The organism is Rugamonas brunnea (assembly GCF_014042345.1).
Classification (GTDB): Bacteria; Pseudomonadota; Gammaproteobacteria; order Burkholderiales; family Burkholderiaceae_D; genus Rugamonas; species Rugamonas brunnea.
This window is the reverse complement of sequence record NZ_JACEZT010000009.1, coordinates 42,868-60,210: the sequence shown is the minus strand read 5'-3', so window position 1 is coordinate 60,210 and position 17,343 is coordinate 42,868. Positions and strand designations below refer to the sequence as shown.

At 64.3% G+C, this 17,343-nt stretch carries 15 protein-coding genes; 5 read left to right on the top strand and 10 right to left on the bottom strand.

The window, feature by feature from the left end:
• The first annotated feature begins 80 nt into the window (after nt 1–80).
• Genes H3H37_RS14685 through H3H37_RS14670 form a run of 4 tightly spaced genes read left to right on the top strand, consistent with a single transcriptional unit; the run spans nt 81 to nt 4,061 of the window.
• Complete coding sequence (locus tag H3H37_RS14685) at nt 81–905, top strand: esterase/lipase family protein (protein ID WP_229218846.1); 825 nt, start codon at nt 81–83, stop codon at nt 903–905.
• 11 nt (nt 906–916) lie between these two features.
• Nucleotides 917–1,861, top strand: coding sequence for an alpha/beta fold hydrolase (locus H3H37_RS14680; protein ID WP_182163746.1), 945 nt, complete (start codon nt 917–919; stop codon nt 1,859–1,861).
• Nucleotides 1,862–1,873: 12 nt separating this feature from the next.
• On the top strand, nt 1,874–2,791 hold the full coding sequence (gene ldcA / locus H3H37_RS14675) for a muramoyltetrapeptide carboxypeptidase (protein WP_182163744.1): 918 nt from the start codon (nt 1,874–1,876) through the stop codon (nt 2,789–2,791).
• Complete coding sequence (locus H3H37_RS14670; RefSeq protein ID WP_311197504.1) at nt 2,784–4,061, top strand: NAD(P)/FAD-dependent oxidoreductase; 1,278 nt, start codon at nt 2,784–2,786, stop codon at nt 4,059–4,061. Before ldcA ends, H3H37_RS14670 begins: the two co-directional genes overlap by 8 nt.
• Nucleotides 4,062–4,139: 78 nt before the next feature.
• Here H3H37_RS14670 and H3H37_RS14665 read toward each other — a convergent pair whose 3' ends face one another.
• The 9 genes from H3H37_RS14665 to glpD all read right to left on the bottom strand — a co-directional run bounded on the left by H3H37_RS14665 (nt 4,140) and on the right by glpD (nt 14,696).
• A complete protein-coding gene (locus H3H37_RS14665) occupies nt 4,140–5,405 on the bottom strand; it encodes a maltoporin (RefSeq protein ID WP_182163740.1) in 1,266 nt (421 codons plus the stop codon).
• Nucleotides 5,406–5,515: 110 nt separating this feature from the next.
• On the bottom strand, nt 5,516–6,997 hold the full coding sequence (glpK, locus tag H3H37_RS14660) for a glycerol kinase GlpK (protein WP_182163738.1): 1,482 nt from the start codon (nt 6,995–6,997) through the stop codon (nt 5,516–5,518).
• Between the two features lie 79 nt (nt 6,998–7,076).
• Nucleotides 7,077–8,822 carry an ABC transporter substrate-binding protein gene (locus H3H37_RS14655; RefSeq protein ID WP_182163736.1) on the bottom strand — a complete coding sequence of 582 codons (1,746 nt, stop codon included), beginning with the start codon at nt 8,820–8,822 and terminating at the stop codon, nt 7,077–7,079.
• A gap of 143 nt (nt 8,823–8,965) precedes the next feature.
• Nucleotides 8,966–9,250 carry a DUF2160 domain-containing protein gene (locus tag H3H37_RS14650; protein ID WP_182163734.1) on the bottom strand — a complete coding sequence of 95 codons (285 nt, stop codon included), beginning with the start codon at nt 9,248–9,250 and terminating at the stop codon, nt 8,966–8,968.
• Between the two features lies 1 nt (nt 9,251).
• The gene (locus H3H37_RS14645; RefSeq protein WP_182153171.1) at nt 9,252–10,064 is read right to left on the bottom strand and encodes a carbohydrate ABC transporter permease; all 813 of its coding nucleotides are present in this window, start codon (nt 10,062–10,064) and stop codon (nt 9,252–9,254) included.
• Nucleotides 10,057–10,947 carry a carbohydrate ABC transporter permease gene (locus H3H37_RS14640; protein WP_182163732.1) on the bottom strand — a complete coding sequence of 297 codons (891 nt, stop codon included), beginning with the start codon at nt 10,945–10,947 and terminating at the stop codon, nt 10,057–10,059. The genes H3H37_RS14645 and H3H37_RS14640 overlap by 8 nt, the downstream gene beginning before the upstream one ends.
• Entirely contained in the window at nt 10,944–12,038 is a 1,095-nt protein-coding gene (locus tag H3H37_RS14635) for an ABC transporter ATP-binding protein (protein ID WP_182163730.1), read from the bottom strand. Before H3H37_RS14635 ends, H3H37_RS14640 begins: the two co-directional genes overlap by 4 nt.
• The gene (locus tag H3H37_RS14630) at nt 12,025–13,125 is read right to left on the bottom strand and encodes an ABC transporter ATP-binding protein (protein WP_182163728.1); all 1,101 of its coding nucleotides are present in this window, start codon (nt 13,123–13,125) and stop codon (nt 12,025–12,027) included. The genes H3H37_RS14635 and H3H37_RS14630 overlap by 14 nt, the downstream gene beginning before the upstream one ends.
• A gap of 23 nt (nt 13,126–13,148) precedes the next feature.
• The gene (gene glpD / locus H3H37_RS14625; RefSeq protein ID WP_229218845.1) at nt 13,149–14,696 is read right to left on the bottom strand and encodes a glycerol-3-phosphate dehydrogenase; all 1,548 of its coding nucleotides are present in this window, start codon (nt 14,694–14,696) and stop codon (nt 13,149–13,151) included.
• A 455-nt stretch (nt 14,697–15,151) separates the two neighbouring features.
• Between glpD and H3H37_RS14620 the strand changes: the two genes are divergently transcribed.
• Nucleotides 15,152–15,913, top strand: a complete 762-nt coding sequence (locus H3H37_RS14620) for a DeoR/GlpR family DNA-binding transcription regulator (protein WP_182163726.1) — start codon at nt 15,152–15,154, stop codon at nt 15,911–15,913.
• 17 nt (nt 15,914–15,930) lie between these two features.
• On the opposite strand, the gene H3H37_RS14615 is transcribed toward H3H37_RS14620, so the two are convergent.
• Nucleotides 15,931–17,238: a voltage-gated chloride channel family protein gene (locus tag H3H37_RS14615; RefSeq protein WP_182163724.1), complete on the bottom strand. Its 1,308-nt coding sequence runs from the start codon at nt 17,236–17,238 to the stop codon at nt 15,931–15,933.
• Nucleotides 17,239–17,343: the final 105 nt, after the last annotated feature.

Sequence of the window (17,343 nt, the reverse complement as noted above, 5' to 3'; positions counted from 1 at the left end):
GCGCGCGCGCCGTTCAACGGTGCGCCATTTCATGCTCCCAGTAAAAATGGTATGCTCAAATCATATCGCCGGGAGCACAGATGGGACACCGCAAGACCGCACCGCAAGCTTTGGAAAACGACAACGCACCGGGCATGTTGAGAATGGCGCTGGAGATGCGCGCGCCATGGGAACTGGGCGCCGCCCTGGCGGCCTATCCCTTCATGCGCATGGCGCCGGAGGGCGACGGTCACCCGGTCATGGTCTTCCCCGGCCTGGCCGCCGGCGATTTCACCACGCTTGTCATCCGCCACTTCCTCACTGATCGCGGCTTCTCCGTCCACGCCTGGGAGCAGGGCTTGAATTTTGGTCCGAGGCCCGGCGTGCTGGAAGCCTGCATGGACAAGATCCGTCAACTGCGGGCCGACACGGGCCGCACCGTCAGCCTGGTTGGCTGGAGCCTGGGCGGCGTGTATGCGCGCGAGCTGGCCAAGATGCTGCCCGATGACGTGCGCACTGTGGTGACACTTGGTTCGCCCTTCACCGGCAGTCACAAGGCCACTAACGCCTGGCGCGTGTACCAGCTGGTCTCGGGCGAAAAGGAGATCGACGCCGAGCGTTTCGCCGCGCTGCGCGAGCGCCCGCCCATGCCGACCACCTCCATCTTCAGCCGCACCGACGGCGTGGTGGCGTGGCATTGCAGCATGGAGGAGGAGACGGCCAGTTCCGAGAACATCGAAGTGCATGCCAGCCATGTGGGCATGGGCGCCAATCCGTCGGCGTTGTACGCCATCGCCGACCGGCTGGCGCAGCCCGAGGGGCAGTGGAAGCGCTTCGACCATCAAGGCCACACCGGCCTGAAAAAGCTGCTGTACCTGGACCCGCAACGCACACCGCTGTTCCAGTCCCTGTTCGGCTTTTATTGAAGGGAGGCGCCGTGGCTACTGCGCTCGCAAATGGCATCACCATCGCCTACGAAACCCATGGCGACCCGCACGATCCGCCCGTGTTGCTGGTGATGGGACTGGGCATGCAGCTCACCAGCTGGCCGCTGGATTTTGTCGAAGGACTGGTGGAGCAGGGCTATTACGTGATTCGCTTCGACAACCGCGACAGCGGCTTGTCGAGCAAGCTGCGCCAGCACGGCGCCCCCAGTATGCTGCTGACCTGGCTGAAGACGCTGGTGCGCTGGCCCGTCAAATCCCCGTACACGCTGCACGACATGGCTGACGACGCGCGCGGCCTGCTGGACTTCCTGGGCGTGCCCAAGGCGCATGTGGTGGGCGCCTCAATGGGAGGCATGATCGCCCAGATCTTCGCCGCCTGCCATGCCGAGCGTACCCTGAGCCTCACGTCCATCATGTCGAGCAGCGGCCGGCACGGTTTGCCGGGCCCTACGCCGGTGGCGCGCAAGGCCATCATGCGCATGCCTGCCGATCCGCGCGACCGCGCCCAGGTCGTGGAGCGCATGGTGCAAACGCTGCGCACCATTGGCAGCCCGGCCTATCCCACGCCGGAGAAGCTGCTGCGGACGAAGATCGAACAGGCGCTGGACCGCAACGTCTGCCCCGATGGCATCGCCCGGCAGATGCTGGCCATCGTCGCTTGCGGCGACCGCACGCCGCTGCTTTCATCCATCAGCTGCCCGGCGCTGGTGATCCACGGCGCGGCCGACCCGCTGGTGCCGCTGGCCTGCGGCGAGGATACGGCGATGGCCATCCCCAACGCGTCGATGCACGTCATCGAAGGCATGGGGCACGACCTGCCACCACAGCTGATCGAACGGCTGATCGCCTTGATCGACGCCCACCTGCACGGTAAGATGGAGCCCAATGTCGAGCGCCCGTCCACCCGGCGGGCCGGCAGCGACACCCACTACTGATCGGGACTATTTTTGAGCACTAAGAACATCGGCATCGCCATCGCCGCGCCGGGCGGTTACGCGCCCGACGACGCCGCGCTGGAGATGGGCATCGCGCGCCTGCGCGCCCAAGGCGTCACGGTCCACAACTATTACGATGCATCGCGCAAGCACCTGCGTTTCGCCGACACGGATGCGGGCCGGCTGGCGCAGCTCAACGCGGCCGCCGCCGATCCCGATGTGCAGATCGTGGTCGCGTTGCGGGGCCAGTACGGCATCAGCCGCATCCTTCCGCAGATCGATTTCCAGGCCATGGCCGACAGCGGCAAGCTGTTCGTCGGCTACAGCGATTTCACCGCCTTCCACATGGGATTATGGAAGCACACGGGCCGCGTCAGCTTCGCCGGCCCCATGATGTGCGACGATTTCATCCGCGCCGAGCCGGTCGAGTACACGCTCAAGCAGTTCTGGGATTGCATACACGGTCCGTCGCACCGGGTACGCGGCACGGCGCCGCACAACCCGCAGGTGGACGTGCGCGGGCGCCTGTGGGGCGGCAACCTGGCCATGCTGGTGCACCTGCTGGGCACACCGTGGTTCGCACCCATCGAAGGCGGCATCGTCTTCCTGGAGGATGTCAACGAACATCCGTACCGGGTCGAGCGCATGGTGCTGCAACTGCTGTACGCCGGTGCGTTCGAAGGGCAGCAGGCGCTGGTGCTGGGCGACTTCTCCGGCTACAAGCTCAATCCCGCCGACAATGGCTACGACTTCGACACCATGCTCGCCTTCCTGCGGGAGCGCTTGCCCATCCCGGTGCTGACCGGGCTGCCGTTTGGTCATATCAAGGAGCGCTGCACGCTGCCGTATGGCGGCATGGGCCACCTGGTGTCCAATGCGGAGGGCTTCGACCTCACCATCGTCGATTATCCGACGCTGCCCCGTGACTGAGCGGCTGTCCGGCGAAAACTACTACCGCGCCACGGCGGATACGCCGGTCTGGCCCGCATTGGCGGGCAGTACGTCCGCCGCCGTCTGCGTGATCGGCGCCGGTTTCGCCGGCTTGTCCACCGCCTTGTCGCTGCTGGAGCGCGGTGAAAAGCATGTCGTCGTGCTGGAGGCCGAGACCGTGGGCCACGGCGCTTCGGGCCGCAACGGCGGGTTTGTCTTCGGCGGCTATTCGCTCGGGGAGCGCGGCCTGCTCGATGCCGCCGGCGACGGGCGCGGCGTCCAGCTTTACCGGCTGACGCTGGATGCGGTCGACCATATTCGTGGCCGCATCGAACGCTATCGCATCGATTGCGACGCCACGCATGGCGGCATCTACCTTGCCAACTGGTTCGACGACGACCGCATTCTGGACGCGCAGCAGCGCTTCATGGCCGACAAGCTGGGCGTGGAGTGGCAGCGTATCAGCCGCGCGGAGTTCGCTCAGCGCGCGCACAGCGAACGCTATTTCGGCGCCTTGTACGAGTCGAATGCCTTCCATTTCCATCCGCTCAAATACGCGCATGGCCTGGCGCGGGCCTTGACGGACGGCGGCGCCCATGTGTACGAGCAAAGCCGGGTGACGCGCATTGTGCGCGAAGGCGAGGGCTGGTCGGTGCGCACGGCGCAGGGCGCGGTACATGCGCGCGAGGTGGTGGTGTGCTGTGGCGGTTACATCGAACGGCTGTATCCGAAGCTGGCCAGCGCCATCCTGCCTATCGCCACCTACGTCATGGTGACGGAACCGCTTGGCGAACGCATGCAGACGGCGCTTGAAACCAAGGCCGCCATCTACGATACGCGCTTTGCATTCGACTACTACCGGCCGCTGGCGGACAGCCGCCTGCTGTGGGGCGGGCGCATCTCGATCCGCGACCGCAGCGCGCCGGACGTGGCGCGGTTGCTGTACCAGGACATGCTCAGGGTCTATCCGCAGTTGGCGGGCACGCAGGTCGATTACGCGTGGAGCGGCATGATGAGTTACGGCAGCCACAAGATGCCGCAACTGGGGTGCTTGCCGGAAGGGCTGTGGTACGGCATGGGCTTTGGCGGGCATGGCGTGGCGCCCACCACCTTGTCCGGCGAAGTGCTGGCGCGCGCGATGTTGGGCGACCGCGCTGACCTGGACCGTTTCAGCCAGTGGGGCTTGCCCACCACGGGCGGCCATGCGGGGCTGCTGGCCGCGCAGCTCACCTACTGGTACTACGAGCTGCGCGACTGGATGCGGCAATAAGTTCAGCGCCGCGCCGGTGAGGGCACGGCGCAAAAGGCAGGCTGAGAACCTGGCTTAGAACCTGCCTTTGAACCAGCCTTAGAACCAGGCTTCCACTTGCAGGCCAGCGGAAGTGCCGCTGGTGTTGCTGCCAAAGACAGGGCCGGAATTATTGTTGGCGTTGACGGCCGCGCGGGCTGCGTCGTTCCACTTGCCGTAGGTGATGAAGGCGCGCAGTTCCGGACGGTCCCAATAGCCTTTGCCGGCCGTGATGGTGGGCGCGAACGTCAGCTTGGTCAGGCGCAGCGTGTCTGCGCCTGGTTGCGTGACGCGATGCGTGCCCAGTTCCATCTGCAGCTTGAAGTGGTTGTTGAGCGCGTAGGCGGGGCGGGCGCCCAGCGTGGTCCAGGTGGTCGAACCGGTGGCGTCGGAGCGGTCGTGCTGGGCCAGCGCCACGAACTCCATGCTGAATTCAGGCGTCGGCTGCACCACCAGGTCGTCGAAGATGCGGCTGCGCTTGACGTCGGAGTTGAGCAGGGTGCTGCCGGCCGCGCCCATGCGGTCGTTGCCCACGCCGATACCGGTGCCGGGACCCACGCCGTACTGCAGGCCGAAGGTATTGCTGCCGCCGAACACCTTGTCCTGCTTGTGCAGCGCCGTCAACTGCCAGCCGCCATGGCGGCCATCGCCTTGCGCCGTGATCAGCGAGGCGGCGACATCGATGCTGCCGCCTTCGTTGACGGGCAAGCCCTCGTAGATGAAGTTCTGGCGGATAGCCGCGTTGGTGTTGGTCACCAGGCCGGTCTGCGGATTGATGATGTTGCTGTCGTTGTCCTTGAACACGGCGTAGCTGAATTTGCCCGGGCCGGCCTTGACGCCGTCGATACCGCCGCCGGTGCCGTTCAGGTTGATGTACTGCAGATCGAGCATGTGGATGTCGGGACGGTAGTAGTAGCGCTTACCAATCCAGGCCACGCCGCCGCCCAGGAAGTCCAGGCCTTTCGCTTCCACATAGGCCTTGGCCAGGCCAAGTTTGGCATCGCCGAAGTCGGAGCCGGAGTTGTATTCCGTGCCCCACAGCGTGGCCACGAAGCTGACGCCATCGGCAGACTTGGCCACTTCCTTGGTGTAGCCGCCTTCGAAGTAGGCGTCGCACTCGTTACCGAGGCGGTACTTCATGGTGTTGCCACCCAGGCCGTAGCAGGCCTGCGGGCCGTGGCCCGAGCTGGTGCCGGCGCCGGCACGCAGGTAGCCGTGGAAGCCTTCCTCGTCGTGGCCAGCATCGGCGCGGGCAGCGCTGGCGCCCAGTGCGGCCAGCGCTGCCGCGATGGCCAGTGGCAGCAGTTTCAACATCCGTTGGTTCATGCCTTATCTCCCTCTTTTAATGTTGTGGTGTGCAGCACCACGCTCTGTGAACCTGGTTGGTTCGAATTCGGGGTCTTGCGATGACTACTCGGGGTCTTGCGATGAAGCGCTCAGGCAGGATGGACCTGGCTGATGGCGCGCTCCCAGCTATGCATGCGTTCCTGCGCTTGCGCGCGGTCCATCGTTGGTTCGAACACGCGTTCGACGCGCCACTGCGCGGCCAGTTGTTCGCGATTGCGATAGACACCAGTGGCCAGGCCGGCCAGGTAGGCCGCGCCCAGTGCCGTCGTTTCCGTCACCTGCGGGCGCAACACGGGGATGCCCAGCAAATCGGCCTGGAATTGGAGCAGCAGTGAGTTGGCGCAGGCGCCGCCGTCCACGCGCAGTTCCGTAATCGGCGTGGCCGCGTCGCGCATCATGGCCTGCAGCAGGGCCGCGCTTTGGAAGGCGATACCTTCCAGCGCGGCACGCGCGATGTGAGCCTGCGTGGTACCGCGGCTCAAGCCCAGTATGGCACCTTTGGCCGACGGTACCCAGTACGGCGCGCCTAAGCCGGTGAAGGATGGCACAAATACAACGCCACCCGAGTCGGGCACGGAGCCAGCCAGGGCTTCCACTTCGGCCGTGCTGTTGATGGCCTTGAGGCCGTCGCGCAGCCATTGCACGACGGCGCCGCCGACGAAGACGCTGCCTTCGAGCGCATAGTGGCGCGTGGCGTCCGACTGGCAGGCGGCCGTGCTGATCAGGCCATGCTGGGAATCAGCACATTGCGTGCCCGTGTTGAGCAGCATGAAGCATCCGGTGCCATAGGTGTTCTTGGCCATGCCGGGTTCGAAGCAGGCCTGGCCGAACAGGGCCGACTGCTGGTCGCCCGCGAGGCCAGCGATGGGAACGGCGCCGCCCAGCCATTGCGGGTCGGTGCTGCCATACTGATGGCTCGATGGATGTACTTCGGGCAGCACTTCGGGCGGAATGTCGAGCCACGCCAGCAGTTCCTGGTCCCAGCAGCCTTCATGGATATTCCACAGCATGGTACGGGCGGCGTTGCTCACGTCCGTCACATGCAAACGGCCGCCGGTGAGGTTCCAGGCCAGCCAGCTGTCGACCGTGCCGAACGCCAGTTCACCACGCGCGGCGCGCGCGCGGGCGCCATCCACGTGGTTCAGGATCCAGTTCAGTTTGGTGGCCGAGAAATAGGGGTCGAGGATCAGGCCCGTCTTGCGGCGGATCGCTTCGGCCAGGCCGTCGGCGCGCAGGCGGTCGCACAGCGCTTCCGTGCGGCGGTCCTGCCAGACGATGGCGTTAAAAATAGGGCGGCCCGTGGCCCGCTCCCACACGACGGTGGTTTCGCGCTGGTTGGTGATGCCCAGCGCGGCGATGTCGGCCGCGTTGATGCCGGCCTTGGCCAGCGCTGCGCGGGCCGTGGCGAGCTGGCTGCTCCACAATTCCTGCGCGTCGTGTTCGACCCAGCCGGGCTGCGGGAAGTGTTGGGTGAATTCCTGCTGCGCGGAGGCGACGATTTCGCCGCTGTCGCGGAAGACGATGGTGCGCGAGCTTGAGGTGCCCTGGTCCAGTGCCAGCAAATAGGCCATATTGTTTCGAGTCCTGCGGTGGTTGAGTTGAAACTGATGGGGCAGGCCCTGCGGCCTGCCCCGGTGGACGCGGGCGAAATTAACGCACGCGGCCTTCTTTCCACGCCTTCAGCAGCGTGTCATAGGCGATGGTTTCGCCCTTCGGCTTCTCGTTGGGCAGCTTGGCCCACGGTGCGCCGTTGTTGCTCAGCCAGGAGGCCGGGTCCTTCTTGTCGTTCAGCTTGGGCGTGCAGTTCTTCATGCCGGCGCGCTGCAGACGGGCCATGATCTGGTCCATCTCTTCGGCCAGGTTATCCATCGCGCCTTGCGGGGTTTTTTCGGCCGAGATGGCGGTGGAGACGTTCTTCCACCACAGCTGCGCCATCTTCGGATAGTCCGACACGTTGTTGCCGGTCGGGGTCCACGCCACCCGGGCCGGGCTGCGGTAGAACTCGATCAGGCCACCGAGCTTGGGCGCCATCTCCGTCATGGCTTTCGAGCGGATGTCCGAATCGCGGATGAAGGTCAGGCCTACCAGCGATTTTTTCAGCGACACGGTCTTGGACGTGACGAACTGGCCATACAACCACGCGGCGGCCATCTGGTCCGGCGGGGTGCTCTTCAGGTAGGTCCACGAGCCGACGTCCTGGTAGCCGTTCTGCATGCCTTCCTTCCAGTACGGGCCGTGCGGGCCGGGCGCCATGCGCCACTTCGGCGTGCCATCCTTGTTCACCACGGGCAGGCCGGGCTTGGTCATGCCGGCCGTGAAGGCGGTGTACCAGAAGATCTGCTGCGCCACCTGGCCTTGCGCGGGCACGGGACCGGCTTCGGAGAAGGTCATGCCCAGCGCTTCAGGCGGGGCGTAGTGCTTCATCCAGTCCAGGTATTTGGTCAGCGCATAAACAGCGGCCGGCGAGTTGGTCGCGCCGCCGCGTGCCACCGAGGCGCCCACCGGCGTGCACTTGTCGGCTGCCACGCGGATGCCCCATTCGTCCACTGGCAGGCCGTTCGGGATGCCCTTGTCGGCGGTGCCGGCCATCGACAGCCAGGCGTCCGTGAAGCGCCAGCCCAGCGACGGGTCTTTCTTGCCGTAGTCCATGTGACCGAACACCTTCTTGCCGTCCAGGTCCTTCACGTCGTTGGTGAAGAAGGCGGCGATGTCTTCGTAGGCGGACCAGTTCTGCGGCACGCCCAGGTCATAGCCATACTTGGCCTTGAACTTGGCCTGCAGGTCCTTGCGCGCGAACCAGTCGGCGCGGAACCAGTACAGGTTGGCGAACTGCTGGTCTGGCAGCTGGTACATCTTGCCGTCCGGCGCCGTGGTGAAGCTGGTGCCGATGAAGTCCTTCAGGTCCAGCCCCGGATTGGTGTATTCCTTGCCGGGGCCGGCCATGTAGTCGGACAGCACCACGGTCTGGCCGTAGCGGTAGTGGGTGCCGATCAGGTCCGAGTCGTTGACCCAGCCGTCGTAGATCGATTTTCCGGACTGCATGGAGGTCTGCATCTTCTCCACCAGGTCACCCTCCTGGATCACGTCGTGGATCACCTTGATGCCGGTGATTTCCTCGAAGGCCTTGGCCAGCGTCTTCGATTCATAGACGTGGGTGTCCAGCGTTTCAGACACGACGTGGATTTCCTTCACGCCTTTGGCCTTCAGTTTGGCGGCGGCGTTGATGAACCAGTTCATCTCCTCGATCTGCTGGGCGCGCGACAGGGTGCTGGGTTTGAACTCCGTGTCGATCCACTTTTCGGCCGCTTTGGTGTCGGCCCACGCGTTGCTGGACAGGCCCAGCACGGCCGCTGCCACGAGACTGAGCTTGAACCCTGCTTGAGTGCTTCTCTTCATGTCTTCTCCACTTGTAGTATTGCCTTCCCAGGGACTGCCGCAATGGAGACGGAAGGGTGTCTCTTCTTGCTTTCTTTTGCAGATACTGCCAACCAGTCGAATCGCTAAGACTGGTAACTTGATAACGCTACGGACAAAAAAATCTAGGCCTTGGCCATGATCACCACCAGCGCCAGGAAACCCAGGCCGGCCGCGAACCACTGGTTCATCTCGGTGAACGCGACCCAGGCCAGGTTGATGTAGGCGGCCGTCAGCAGGCCGATGAACAGGCGGTCGCCGCGCGTGGTGCGCATGGGCAGGAAGCCCTTGCGTTCCACGGTGGGCGAGCGCAGCTCCCACACCGTCATCCCAGCCAGCATCAGCACGATGCCGGTGAAGAAAATCGCGATCGGCGTGGTCCACGCCATCCAGGCAAATGTCATTTCCATCTCAAACCCTCCCCATGGCGAAACCTTTGGCGATGTGATTGCGCACGAACCAGATCACCAGCATGCCGGGGATCAGGGTCAGCACGCCGGCGGCGGCCAGCACGCCCCAGTCCATGCCGGCGGCCGACACGGTGCGCGTCATGATGGCGCTGATCGGCTTGGCGTTCACGGAGGTGAGCGTGCGCGCCAGCAGCAGTTCCACCCAGCTGAACATGAAGCAGAAGAACGCCGTCACGCCCACGCCGGCTTTGATCAGCGGCAGGAAGATGCGCAGGAAGAAGCGCGGGAACGAGAAGCCGTCGATGTAGGCCGTTTCGTCGATCTCGCGCGAGATGCCGGACATGAAGCCTTCCAGGATCCACACGGCCAGCGGCACGTTGAACAGCATGTGGGCCAGCGCCACGGCGATGTGGGTGTCCATCAGCCCCACGGTGGAGTAGAGCTGGAAGAATGGCAGCAGGAACACTGCCGGCGGCGTCATGCGGTTGGTCAGCAGCCAGAAGAACATGTGCTTGTCGCCCAGGAAGCGGTAGCGTGAGAAGCCGTAGGCGGCCGGCAGCGCCACCAGCAGCGACAGCACGGTGTTCAACGCCACGTAGATGATCGAGTTGATGTAGCCGTTGTACCAGGACGGATCGGTGAAGATGGTCTTGTAGTTGTCCCACGTGAGCTGGTGCGGCCACAGGCTGAACACCGACAGGGTTTCCTCGTTGGTCTTGAGCGAGGTGTTGAGCATCCAGTACAGCGGGATCAGCGTAAAGCCCACGTACAGCATGAGCGTCAGCGCGCGCGGCAGGCGGTTGGCCTTATCCATGTGCAGTCTCCGTAGTGGCGGCGCTGTTGCCGGCGCCTTGCATCCAGTTGTAGAGCACGAAGCTGAACAGCAGGATGATGAGGAAGTAAATCAGCGAGAACGCGGCCGCCGGGCCCAGGTCGAACTGGCCAACGGCTTTCTGGGTCAGGTACTGGCTCAGGAAGGTGGTCGAGTTGCCAGGTCCGCCGCCGGTCAGTACGAACGGCTCGGTGTAGATCATGAAGCTGTCCATGAAGCGCAGCAGCACCGCGATCATCAGCACGCCGCGCATCTTGGGCAGCTGGATGTGGCGGAACACGGCCCAGCGGCTGGCGCCGTCGATCTGGGCCGCCTGGTAGTAGGCGTCGGGGATGGAACGCAGGCCGGCGAAACCGAGCAGCGCGACCAGCGGGGTCCAGTGCCACACGTCCATCAGCAGCACGGTCAGCCAGGCGTCGCCGTTGTGGGATGCGTAGTTGTAGTCCACGCCCAGCAGGTTGAGGGCGTAACCACCAAGGCCGATGTCGGCGCGGCCGAAGATCTGCCAGATGGTGCCGACCACGTTCCAGGGGATCAGCAGCGGCATCGATAACACCACCAGCGCGGCCGACGATTTCCAGCCCTTGGACGGCATGGACAGGGCCAGCGCTACGCCCAGCGGAATCTGCACCAGCAGCACGCACAGCGAGAACCCCAACTGGCGCAGCAGCGCGCTATGCAAGTCGGGGTCGCGCATGATGGAGCGGAACCATTCCAGGCCCACGAACACGCTCTGGGTCGGACTGATGATGTCCTGCACTGAGTAGTTCACCACCGTCATCAGCGGCAGGACGGCGGAGAAGGCTACGCACAGGAACACCGGCAGGATGAAGAACCACGCCTTGTTGTGATAGGGTTTGTTCATCCCGCTATCCTTTCGTCGTTGCAGAAGAAGATGGTTTCCGGACGGGCCAGGCGCAGCCAGTGGCGGCCGGCCTGCACGTGGACCGCGCTATCGAGTTTGGCCTTGAGCGGGTGGCCGGCCACAGTACCCGTCACCAGCTGGCAGGTGCCCAGTTGCTGCACTTGCCAGATGTCGGCCTCCAATGCGCCGGGACTGCCCGGCGCCGCCAGTTGCACGAACTCGGGACGGATCCCCAGGCTGACCTTGCCGTTGGCGCCCTTCAGCGCGGCGACGGTGGCCGGGTCCACCGCCAGCCGGTGCTGGCCGATGTGGACCGCGCCCGCCTCGCCATTCAGGCTGACGGGGTAGAAATTCATCCCGGGGCTGCCGATGAAGTAGCCGACGAAGGTGTGGTCGGGCCGTTCGAACAGCGCGTCCGGCGTGCCTTTCTGGACGATCTTCCCGTTCGTCATCACCACCACCTCGTCGGCGAAGGTCAGCGCCTCCACCTGGTCGTGGGTGACGTAGATTAGCGTCAGCTTGAGCTGCTGGTGGATCTGCTTGAGCTGGCGGCGCAGCTGCCATTTCAGGTGCGGATCGATCACGGTCAGTGGCTCGTCGAACAGGATGGCGGCGACGTCCTTGCGCACCAGCCCCCGGCCCAGCGAGATCTTCTGCTTGGCGTCGGCCGACATGCCGGCCGCGCGCACTTTCAACTCGTGCGTCATGCCCAGGATTTCGGCCACTTCATGTACGCGCTGGTGCACTTCCTTTTCCGGCACCTTGCGATTGCGCAGCGGGAAGGCCAGGTTGTCATACACGCTCATGGTGTCGTACAAGACTGGGAACTGGAACACCTGCGCGATGTTGCGGCCGCGCGTGGGCACCTGCGTCATGTCCTTGCCGTCGAACAGCACCTGGCCGTGCGATGGCACCAGCAGGCCGGAGATGATGTTGAGCAGCGTGGACTTGCCGCAGCCCGATGGCCCCAGCAGTGCGTAGGCGCCGCCATCCTCCCACACCATGTTCATCGGCTGCAGCGCGAAGTCCTGCGGATTGGTTGGGTTGGCGCCGTAAGCGTGGCCCAGGTTGCGGAATTCAATGCGCGCCATGGGCGGCCTCCTTGGGTGCGCGCAGCAGCGCGCCGTCTGCGTCGAAGATGAACAGGTGATCGGGGCTGACGCTGGCCTGGACGGCAGCGTCCATGGTGGCCGCGTACACGCCCGGCACTTGCGCCACCAGGCTGGTGGCTCCGTGGTGCAGGTGGACGTAGGTTTCCGAGCCGCTCAATTCGGCCAGCTCCACCGTGCAATCGATGCGGTTGGCGTGGGTGGCGTCATCTGCCAGGCGCACGTGGTGGCAACGCACGCCGATCTTGCAGGGCTGGGCGGCCGGCAGGTCCAGCGCGGGCGCGGCGACGGACAGGGTGGGGCCGTTGTTTAGGCGTACGCTGTGGCCATTTTCGATGTGGCCATCGAAGATGTTCATCGGCGGATCGTTAAAGATGGCGGCGGCGCGGATCGACGCCGGGCGCTGGTAGACCGCCAGTGTGGGCCCCGTTTGCAGGATGCGGCCGGCGTCCATCAGCACCGTGTGGCCGCCCAGCAGCAAGGCTTCCTGCGGTTCCGTGGTGGCGTAGACCACGGTCGTCTGGCCATCGGCGAACAGCGACGACAGTTCCATCCGCAGTTCTTCGCGCAGCTTGTAATCGAGGTTGACCAGCGGTTCATCGAGCAGCACCAGCGGGGCGCGCTTGACCAGCGCCCGCGCCAGCGCGCAGCGTTGCTGCTGGCCGCCGGACAGGGCGCCGGGCAGCCGTTGCAGCAGGTGGTCGATATGCAGCTTGGTGGCGATCTCGCGCACGCGCTGGTCGACTTCCGCCGCCGGGCAGCGCTGCAGGCGCAGCGGCGCGGCGATATTTTCGTACACCGTCATGGCCGGGTAGTTGACGAACTGCTGGTAGACCATGGCCAGGTTGCGCTCCCGCACGCTGACGCCGGTGACGTCCTTGCCGTCGACCAGCACACGGCCTTCGGTGGGGCGATCGAGTCCGGCGATCACGCGCATCAACGAGGTTTTGCCGGCCTGGGTGGGGCCCAGCAGCACGTTGATGGTGCCGGGCACCAGCTTGAGATCCATCGGGTACAGATAGGTCTCGGCTCCAACTCTCAGGCTTATATTTTTAAGCTCTAATATCACTGCACGTCTCCTTGCGTTGATCGTTATGCCGCCTGGCTCGTTCGTTCATGGTTGAGCCACTGGGTCAGGCGGGCATGGTGTTGCGGTTGCGCGTACAGGCCGCATTTGGTCCTGCGCCACAGGATATCGTCGGCGCTGCGCGCCCACTCGACGTCCATCAGGTAGCGCGCTTCGCGTTCGTACAGGCCGGGCGCCAGTTCCTCGCCGAGGTCGGCCATCTTCGCGGCGTTCCCCAGCAAGCGGTGCAGGCGGGTGCCGTAGCAGCGCGCATAGCGTTTGGCCAGCCTGGCCGGCAGCCAGGGGTGCGACTTGCCGAGCTTCGTCATGAATTCGTCGAACGCGCCCTTGCGCACCAGCGCGCCGGGTTGCTGCAGGTCGCCGCCGGGCAAAGGCTGTCCGGCCGTCCAATCGGGTGCGGAAGTGCCTAGCCGCTGCTGCAGCATCTCCAGCGCTTCCTCCGCCAGCTTGCGGTAGGTGGTGATCTTGCCGCCCCAGACGTTGAGGAAGGGCGGCGCATCGGGGTCGCATTCGAGCAGGTAGTCGCGGGTGACGGCGGAGGCGGATTGCGACGCGTCGTCCAGCAAGGGACGCACGCCGGAATAGGTGCCAACCACGTCGGCCGCGCTGATTTGTTTGCTGAAATAGCGGTTGGCCATCTGGCACAAGTAGGCGACTTCGCTGTCGTTGATGCGCACTTCGCCTGGCTCGCCCGTGTATTCAAGGTCGGTGGTGCCGATCAGCGTGAATTCGTCCTGGTAGGGGATGGCGAAGATGATGCGCTTGTCTGGGTTCTGGAAAATATAGGCGTAAGGATGGCTGAACAGGCGCGGCACGATGATATGGCTGCCTTTGATCAGGCGCAGGCCGTGGCCTTTGCCGCCGCCGGCCGCGTTGGCCATCTGGCCGGCCCAGGGACCGGCCGCGTTCACGATGGCGCGGGCCTGCACGTCGATGCGACCGTGCTCTTCGCTCTCCAGCGTCGCGGTCCAGCCCTGGCCCTGCTGCCCGATGGCAGTGCACCTGGTGCGGGTGAGGATGATGGCGCCGCGCTCCTTGGCGTCCAGCGCGTTCAGCACCACCAGCCGGGCGTCGTCCACCCAACCATCCGAATACACGAAGCCTTTGCGGTAGCTGCCCTTGAGCGGCGTACCAGCTTCATGGCTGCGCAGCGAAATGCCGTTTGAGGCGGGCAGGAATTTGCGGTGCGCCAGATGGTCGTACAGGAACAGGCCGGCCCGTATCATCCACGCCGGACGCTGGCTGGCGTCGTGCGGCATTACGAAACGCAGCGGATGCATGATGTGGGGCGCGGCGCGCAGCAGCACTTCACGTTCCTGCAGCGCTTTGCGCACCAGTTTGAATTCGTAGTATTCCAGATAGCGCAGGCCGCCGTGTATCAGCTTGGTGCTGGCCGACGAGGTGTGCTGGGCCAGGTCGTGCTGTTCGCACAGGATCACGCTCAGGCCGCGGCCGATGGCGTCGCGGGCGATGCCGGCGCCGTTGATGCCGCCGCCGATGATCAGCAGATCGCAGCTGCGCTGGCCCGATGGCAGGTCGTTGTTCATTTTCATGGACGGCCTGCCGTCGGTTTGCCGGCTCGGGCGGAGGAGGGCGGCAGCTGTTGGTATCTGTTCATTTACTCATTCCTCATGTTGGATCCAGCCCATCTGGCCGCCATTTCCCTGCTTGCGCTGACATTTGCGACAAGTTTATCCAGGTTTTAGTTAGCAAGTCTGCATTGCTGGAATGGCCATTGTACGCAAACTCGAAAAAACTACAACAATTATTTGTTCATTTTTTTGTTCGTTAAAGTTCATTTGAACATTTTGACTTCATGCCCGTCGCACTCGATTTACGGTGCCGTATTGTCTCGATTTGTGGACAAGGAGTCGGTTCGAAGCTGAACTTTCTAGTATTAAAAACCACTACAATGAACAAGAATGAAAATATTTTCAACACCAACGTCGCAACGCAGGTATGATTGCGAACCAGTGAAAATCCGTTCATTTCTGTTCATAAGAAAGCCATGACGCCACGCCACCGCCGATTGCTGGACCATATCCGGGCCCACGGGGACACCTCCGTCGAGGAGCTCGCGAAACTGTTGGGAGTGACCACGCAGACCATCCGCCGCGACATACGGGAATTGGAAGATGCCCGGCTGCTGGCGCGCTATCACGGCGGGGTGGGGATTCCGTCCACGGTCGAAAACATCGATTACGACCGCCGCCGGGTGATGGACACGGATGCCAAGCGCCGCATCGGCCAGATGGCGGCGGCGCAGGTGGAACCAGGGCGTTCGCTGATCATCAACATCGGCACCACCACCGAGGAAGTGGCCAAGGCACTGCAGCAGCACAAGGGCATACGGGTGGTGACGAACAACCTCAATGTGGCATCTCTGTTGTCAGGCAGCGGCGAGGTGGAGGTGATCGTGGCCGGTGGACTGGTGCGCAAGCGCGACCGGGGCATCGTGGGCGAGGCCACCATCGATTTCATGCGCCAGTTCAAAGTCGATATCGGGATCATCGGCGTATCCGGCATCGAGAACGACGGCACGCTGCTCGATTACGATTACCGCGAAGTGCGCGTGACGCAGGCCATCATCGAGCAGTCGCGCGAAGTATGGCTGGTGGCCGATCACACCAAATTCGGCCGCCATGCGCTGGTACGGCTGGGGAATATCGCGCAGATCGACAAGTTCATCACCGATCTGCCCGTGCCGCCGGAGGCGCTGGCCGCGTTCGATGCGGCCGGTGTGGAGGTGCTGGTGGCGCCCGCTGAGTAAGGCCAATCAGGCGAAGCTTAGTGCTTGCCGCCGGATTTGTTGCGCAGTTGACGCAGGTAGTTGGGCAGATCCCCGAGCCGCATCCCTTCCGGAATATGGCGGTGGTGTTTGGCCTGGGCCACGCGCTGCGCGCGGTAGATGCCGGTGTGGCCGGAGAACAGATAGCTGACTGCGCACGCGAGGCCGGCATACGGCGCGATGTCAGCGCCAAACAATTCAATGGCCATGACGGTGGATGCGATCGGGGTATTGGCCGCACCGGCGAATACGGCGACGAAACCGATCGCCGCCAGCGTAGCGAACGGCATGTGCAGCAACGGCGCCAGGGCATTGCCCAGCGTGGCGCCGATGTAGAACAGGGGTGTCACTTCGCCACCCTTGAAGCCGGTGCCAAGCGAGCCGACGGTGAAGGCGAGCTTGCCAAGGAAGTCCGTTGCCGGCAACTGGTGGGCGAACGATTCGACGATGGTGGGAATGCCCAGGCCAATGTAGCGCTGGGTGCCGAGCGCCCAGACGGCCGTGGCGACCACTGTGCCGCCGATCAGGGGCCGCAGCGGTGCATAGGCGATCCGCTGCTTCATGAAATCGGACAGGCCGTGGGTCGCGTTCGCGAACAACATGCCGGCCAAGCCGAACAACATGCCGGCGGCCAGCGTGGCTGCCAGCGTCCACAGCGTGATGTGCGGGATCGCCCCGGCCAGGTAGTGCGTATGGTGGATGCCCCACGCCAGTCCCACCTGGTCGGCGACGATGGCCGCCAGCATGCAGGGCATGATCGCGTCGTAGCGCATGCGGCCGATGGCCAGCACTTCCAGCCCGAAGATGGCGCCGGCCAGCGGCGTGCCGAACACGGACGCGAAACCGGCGCTGATGCCTGCCATGATCAGCAGCCGCCGGTGCGACGGGGCCATGCGGAACACGTGGGTCAGCTGGTCGGCCAGCGCGCCGCCCATCTGCACCGCCGTCCCTTCGCGGCCCACCGAGGCGCCGAACAAGTGGGAGATGATGGTGCCGCCCAAGACCAGCGGCGCCATGCGCAGCGGGATGACTTTTTTCGGATCGTGGATCTCGTCGATGAGCAGGTTGTTGCCCGCCTCGACGGACTTGCCCAGCCGCAGATAGATCCAGCCCACGGCAAAACCGGCCAGCGGCAGCAGCCAGATGATCGCGCCGTGCGCTTCGCGCCACGCGGTCACGACATCGAGTGAAAACAGGAAGGCTGCGGAGGCACTGCCCGCGAGGATGGCGACGATGACCGCAAGCGCGGCCCATTTGGCCATGTAGGGCAGTAAGTCGATGGGTTCGGGATGTTTTGCGTTTTTCATAAGACCCTGGCAAGGCCGGTCGATGATAGCAAGTTTCACCACATGACACAATTATTTGGCCGCAGTATGCCCCTGGGTGCCCCTCCGGCGCGCGCGGCACCGGCG

Bases quoted from the DNA above. Each gene is read 5' to 3' on its own strand.
- H3H37_RS14665 (WP_182163740.1), bottom strand. From the start codon at position 5,405: ATGAACCAACGGATGTTGAAACTGCTGCCACTGGCCATCGCGGCAGCG.
- H3H37_RS14650 (WP_182163734.1), bottom strand. From the start codon at position 9,250: ATGGAAATGACATTTGCCTGGATGGCGTGGACCACGCCGATCGCGATT.
- H3H37_RS14685 (WP_229218846.1), top strand. From the start codon at position 81: ATGGGACACCGCAAGACCGCACCGCAAGCTTTGGAAAACGACAACGCA.
- H3H37_RS14655 (WP_182163736.1), bottom strand. From the start codon at position 8,822: ATGAAGAGAAGCACTCAAGCAGGGTTCAAGCTCAGTCTCGTGGCAGCG.
- glpD (WP_229218845.1), bottom strand. From the start codon at position 14,696: ATGAAAATGAACAACGACCTGCCATCGGGCCAGCGCAGCTGCGATCTG.
- H3H37_RS14640 (WP_182163732.1), bottom strand. From the start codon at position 10,947: ATGAACAAACCCTATCACAACAAGGCGTGGTTCTTCATCCTGCCGGTG.
- H3H37_RS14615 (WP_182163724.1), bottom strand. From the start codon at position 17,238: ATGAAAAACGCAAAACATCCCGAACCCATCGACTTACTGCCCTACATG.
- H3H37_RS14635 (WP_182163730.1), bottom strand. From the start codon at position 12,038: ATGGCGCGCATTGAATTCCGCAACCTGGGCCACGCTTACGGCGCCAAC.
- H3H37_RS14620 (WP_182163726.1), top strand. From the start codon at position 15,152: ATGACGCCACGCCACCGCCGATTGCTGGACCATATCCGGGCCCACGGG.
- glpK (WP_182163738.1), bottom strand. From the start codon at position 6,997: ATGGCCTATTTGCTGGCACTGGACCAGGGCACCTCAAGCTCGCGCACC.
- H3H37_RS14645 (WP_182153171.1), bottom strand. From the start codon at position 10,064: ATGGATAAGGCCAACCGCCTGCCGCGCGCGCTGACGCTCATGCTGTAC.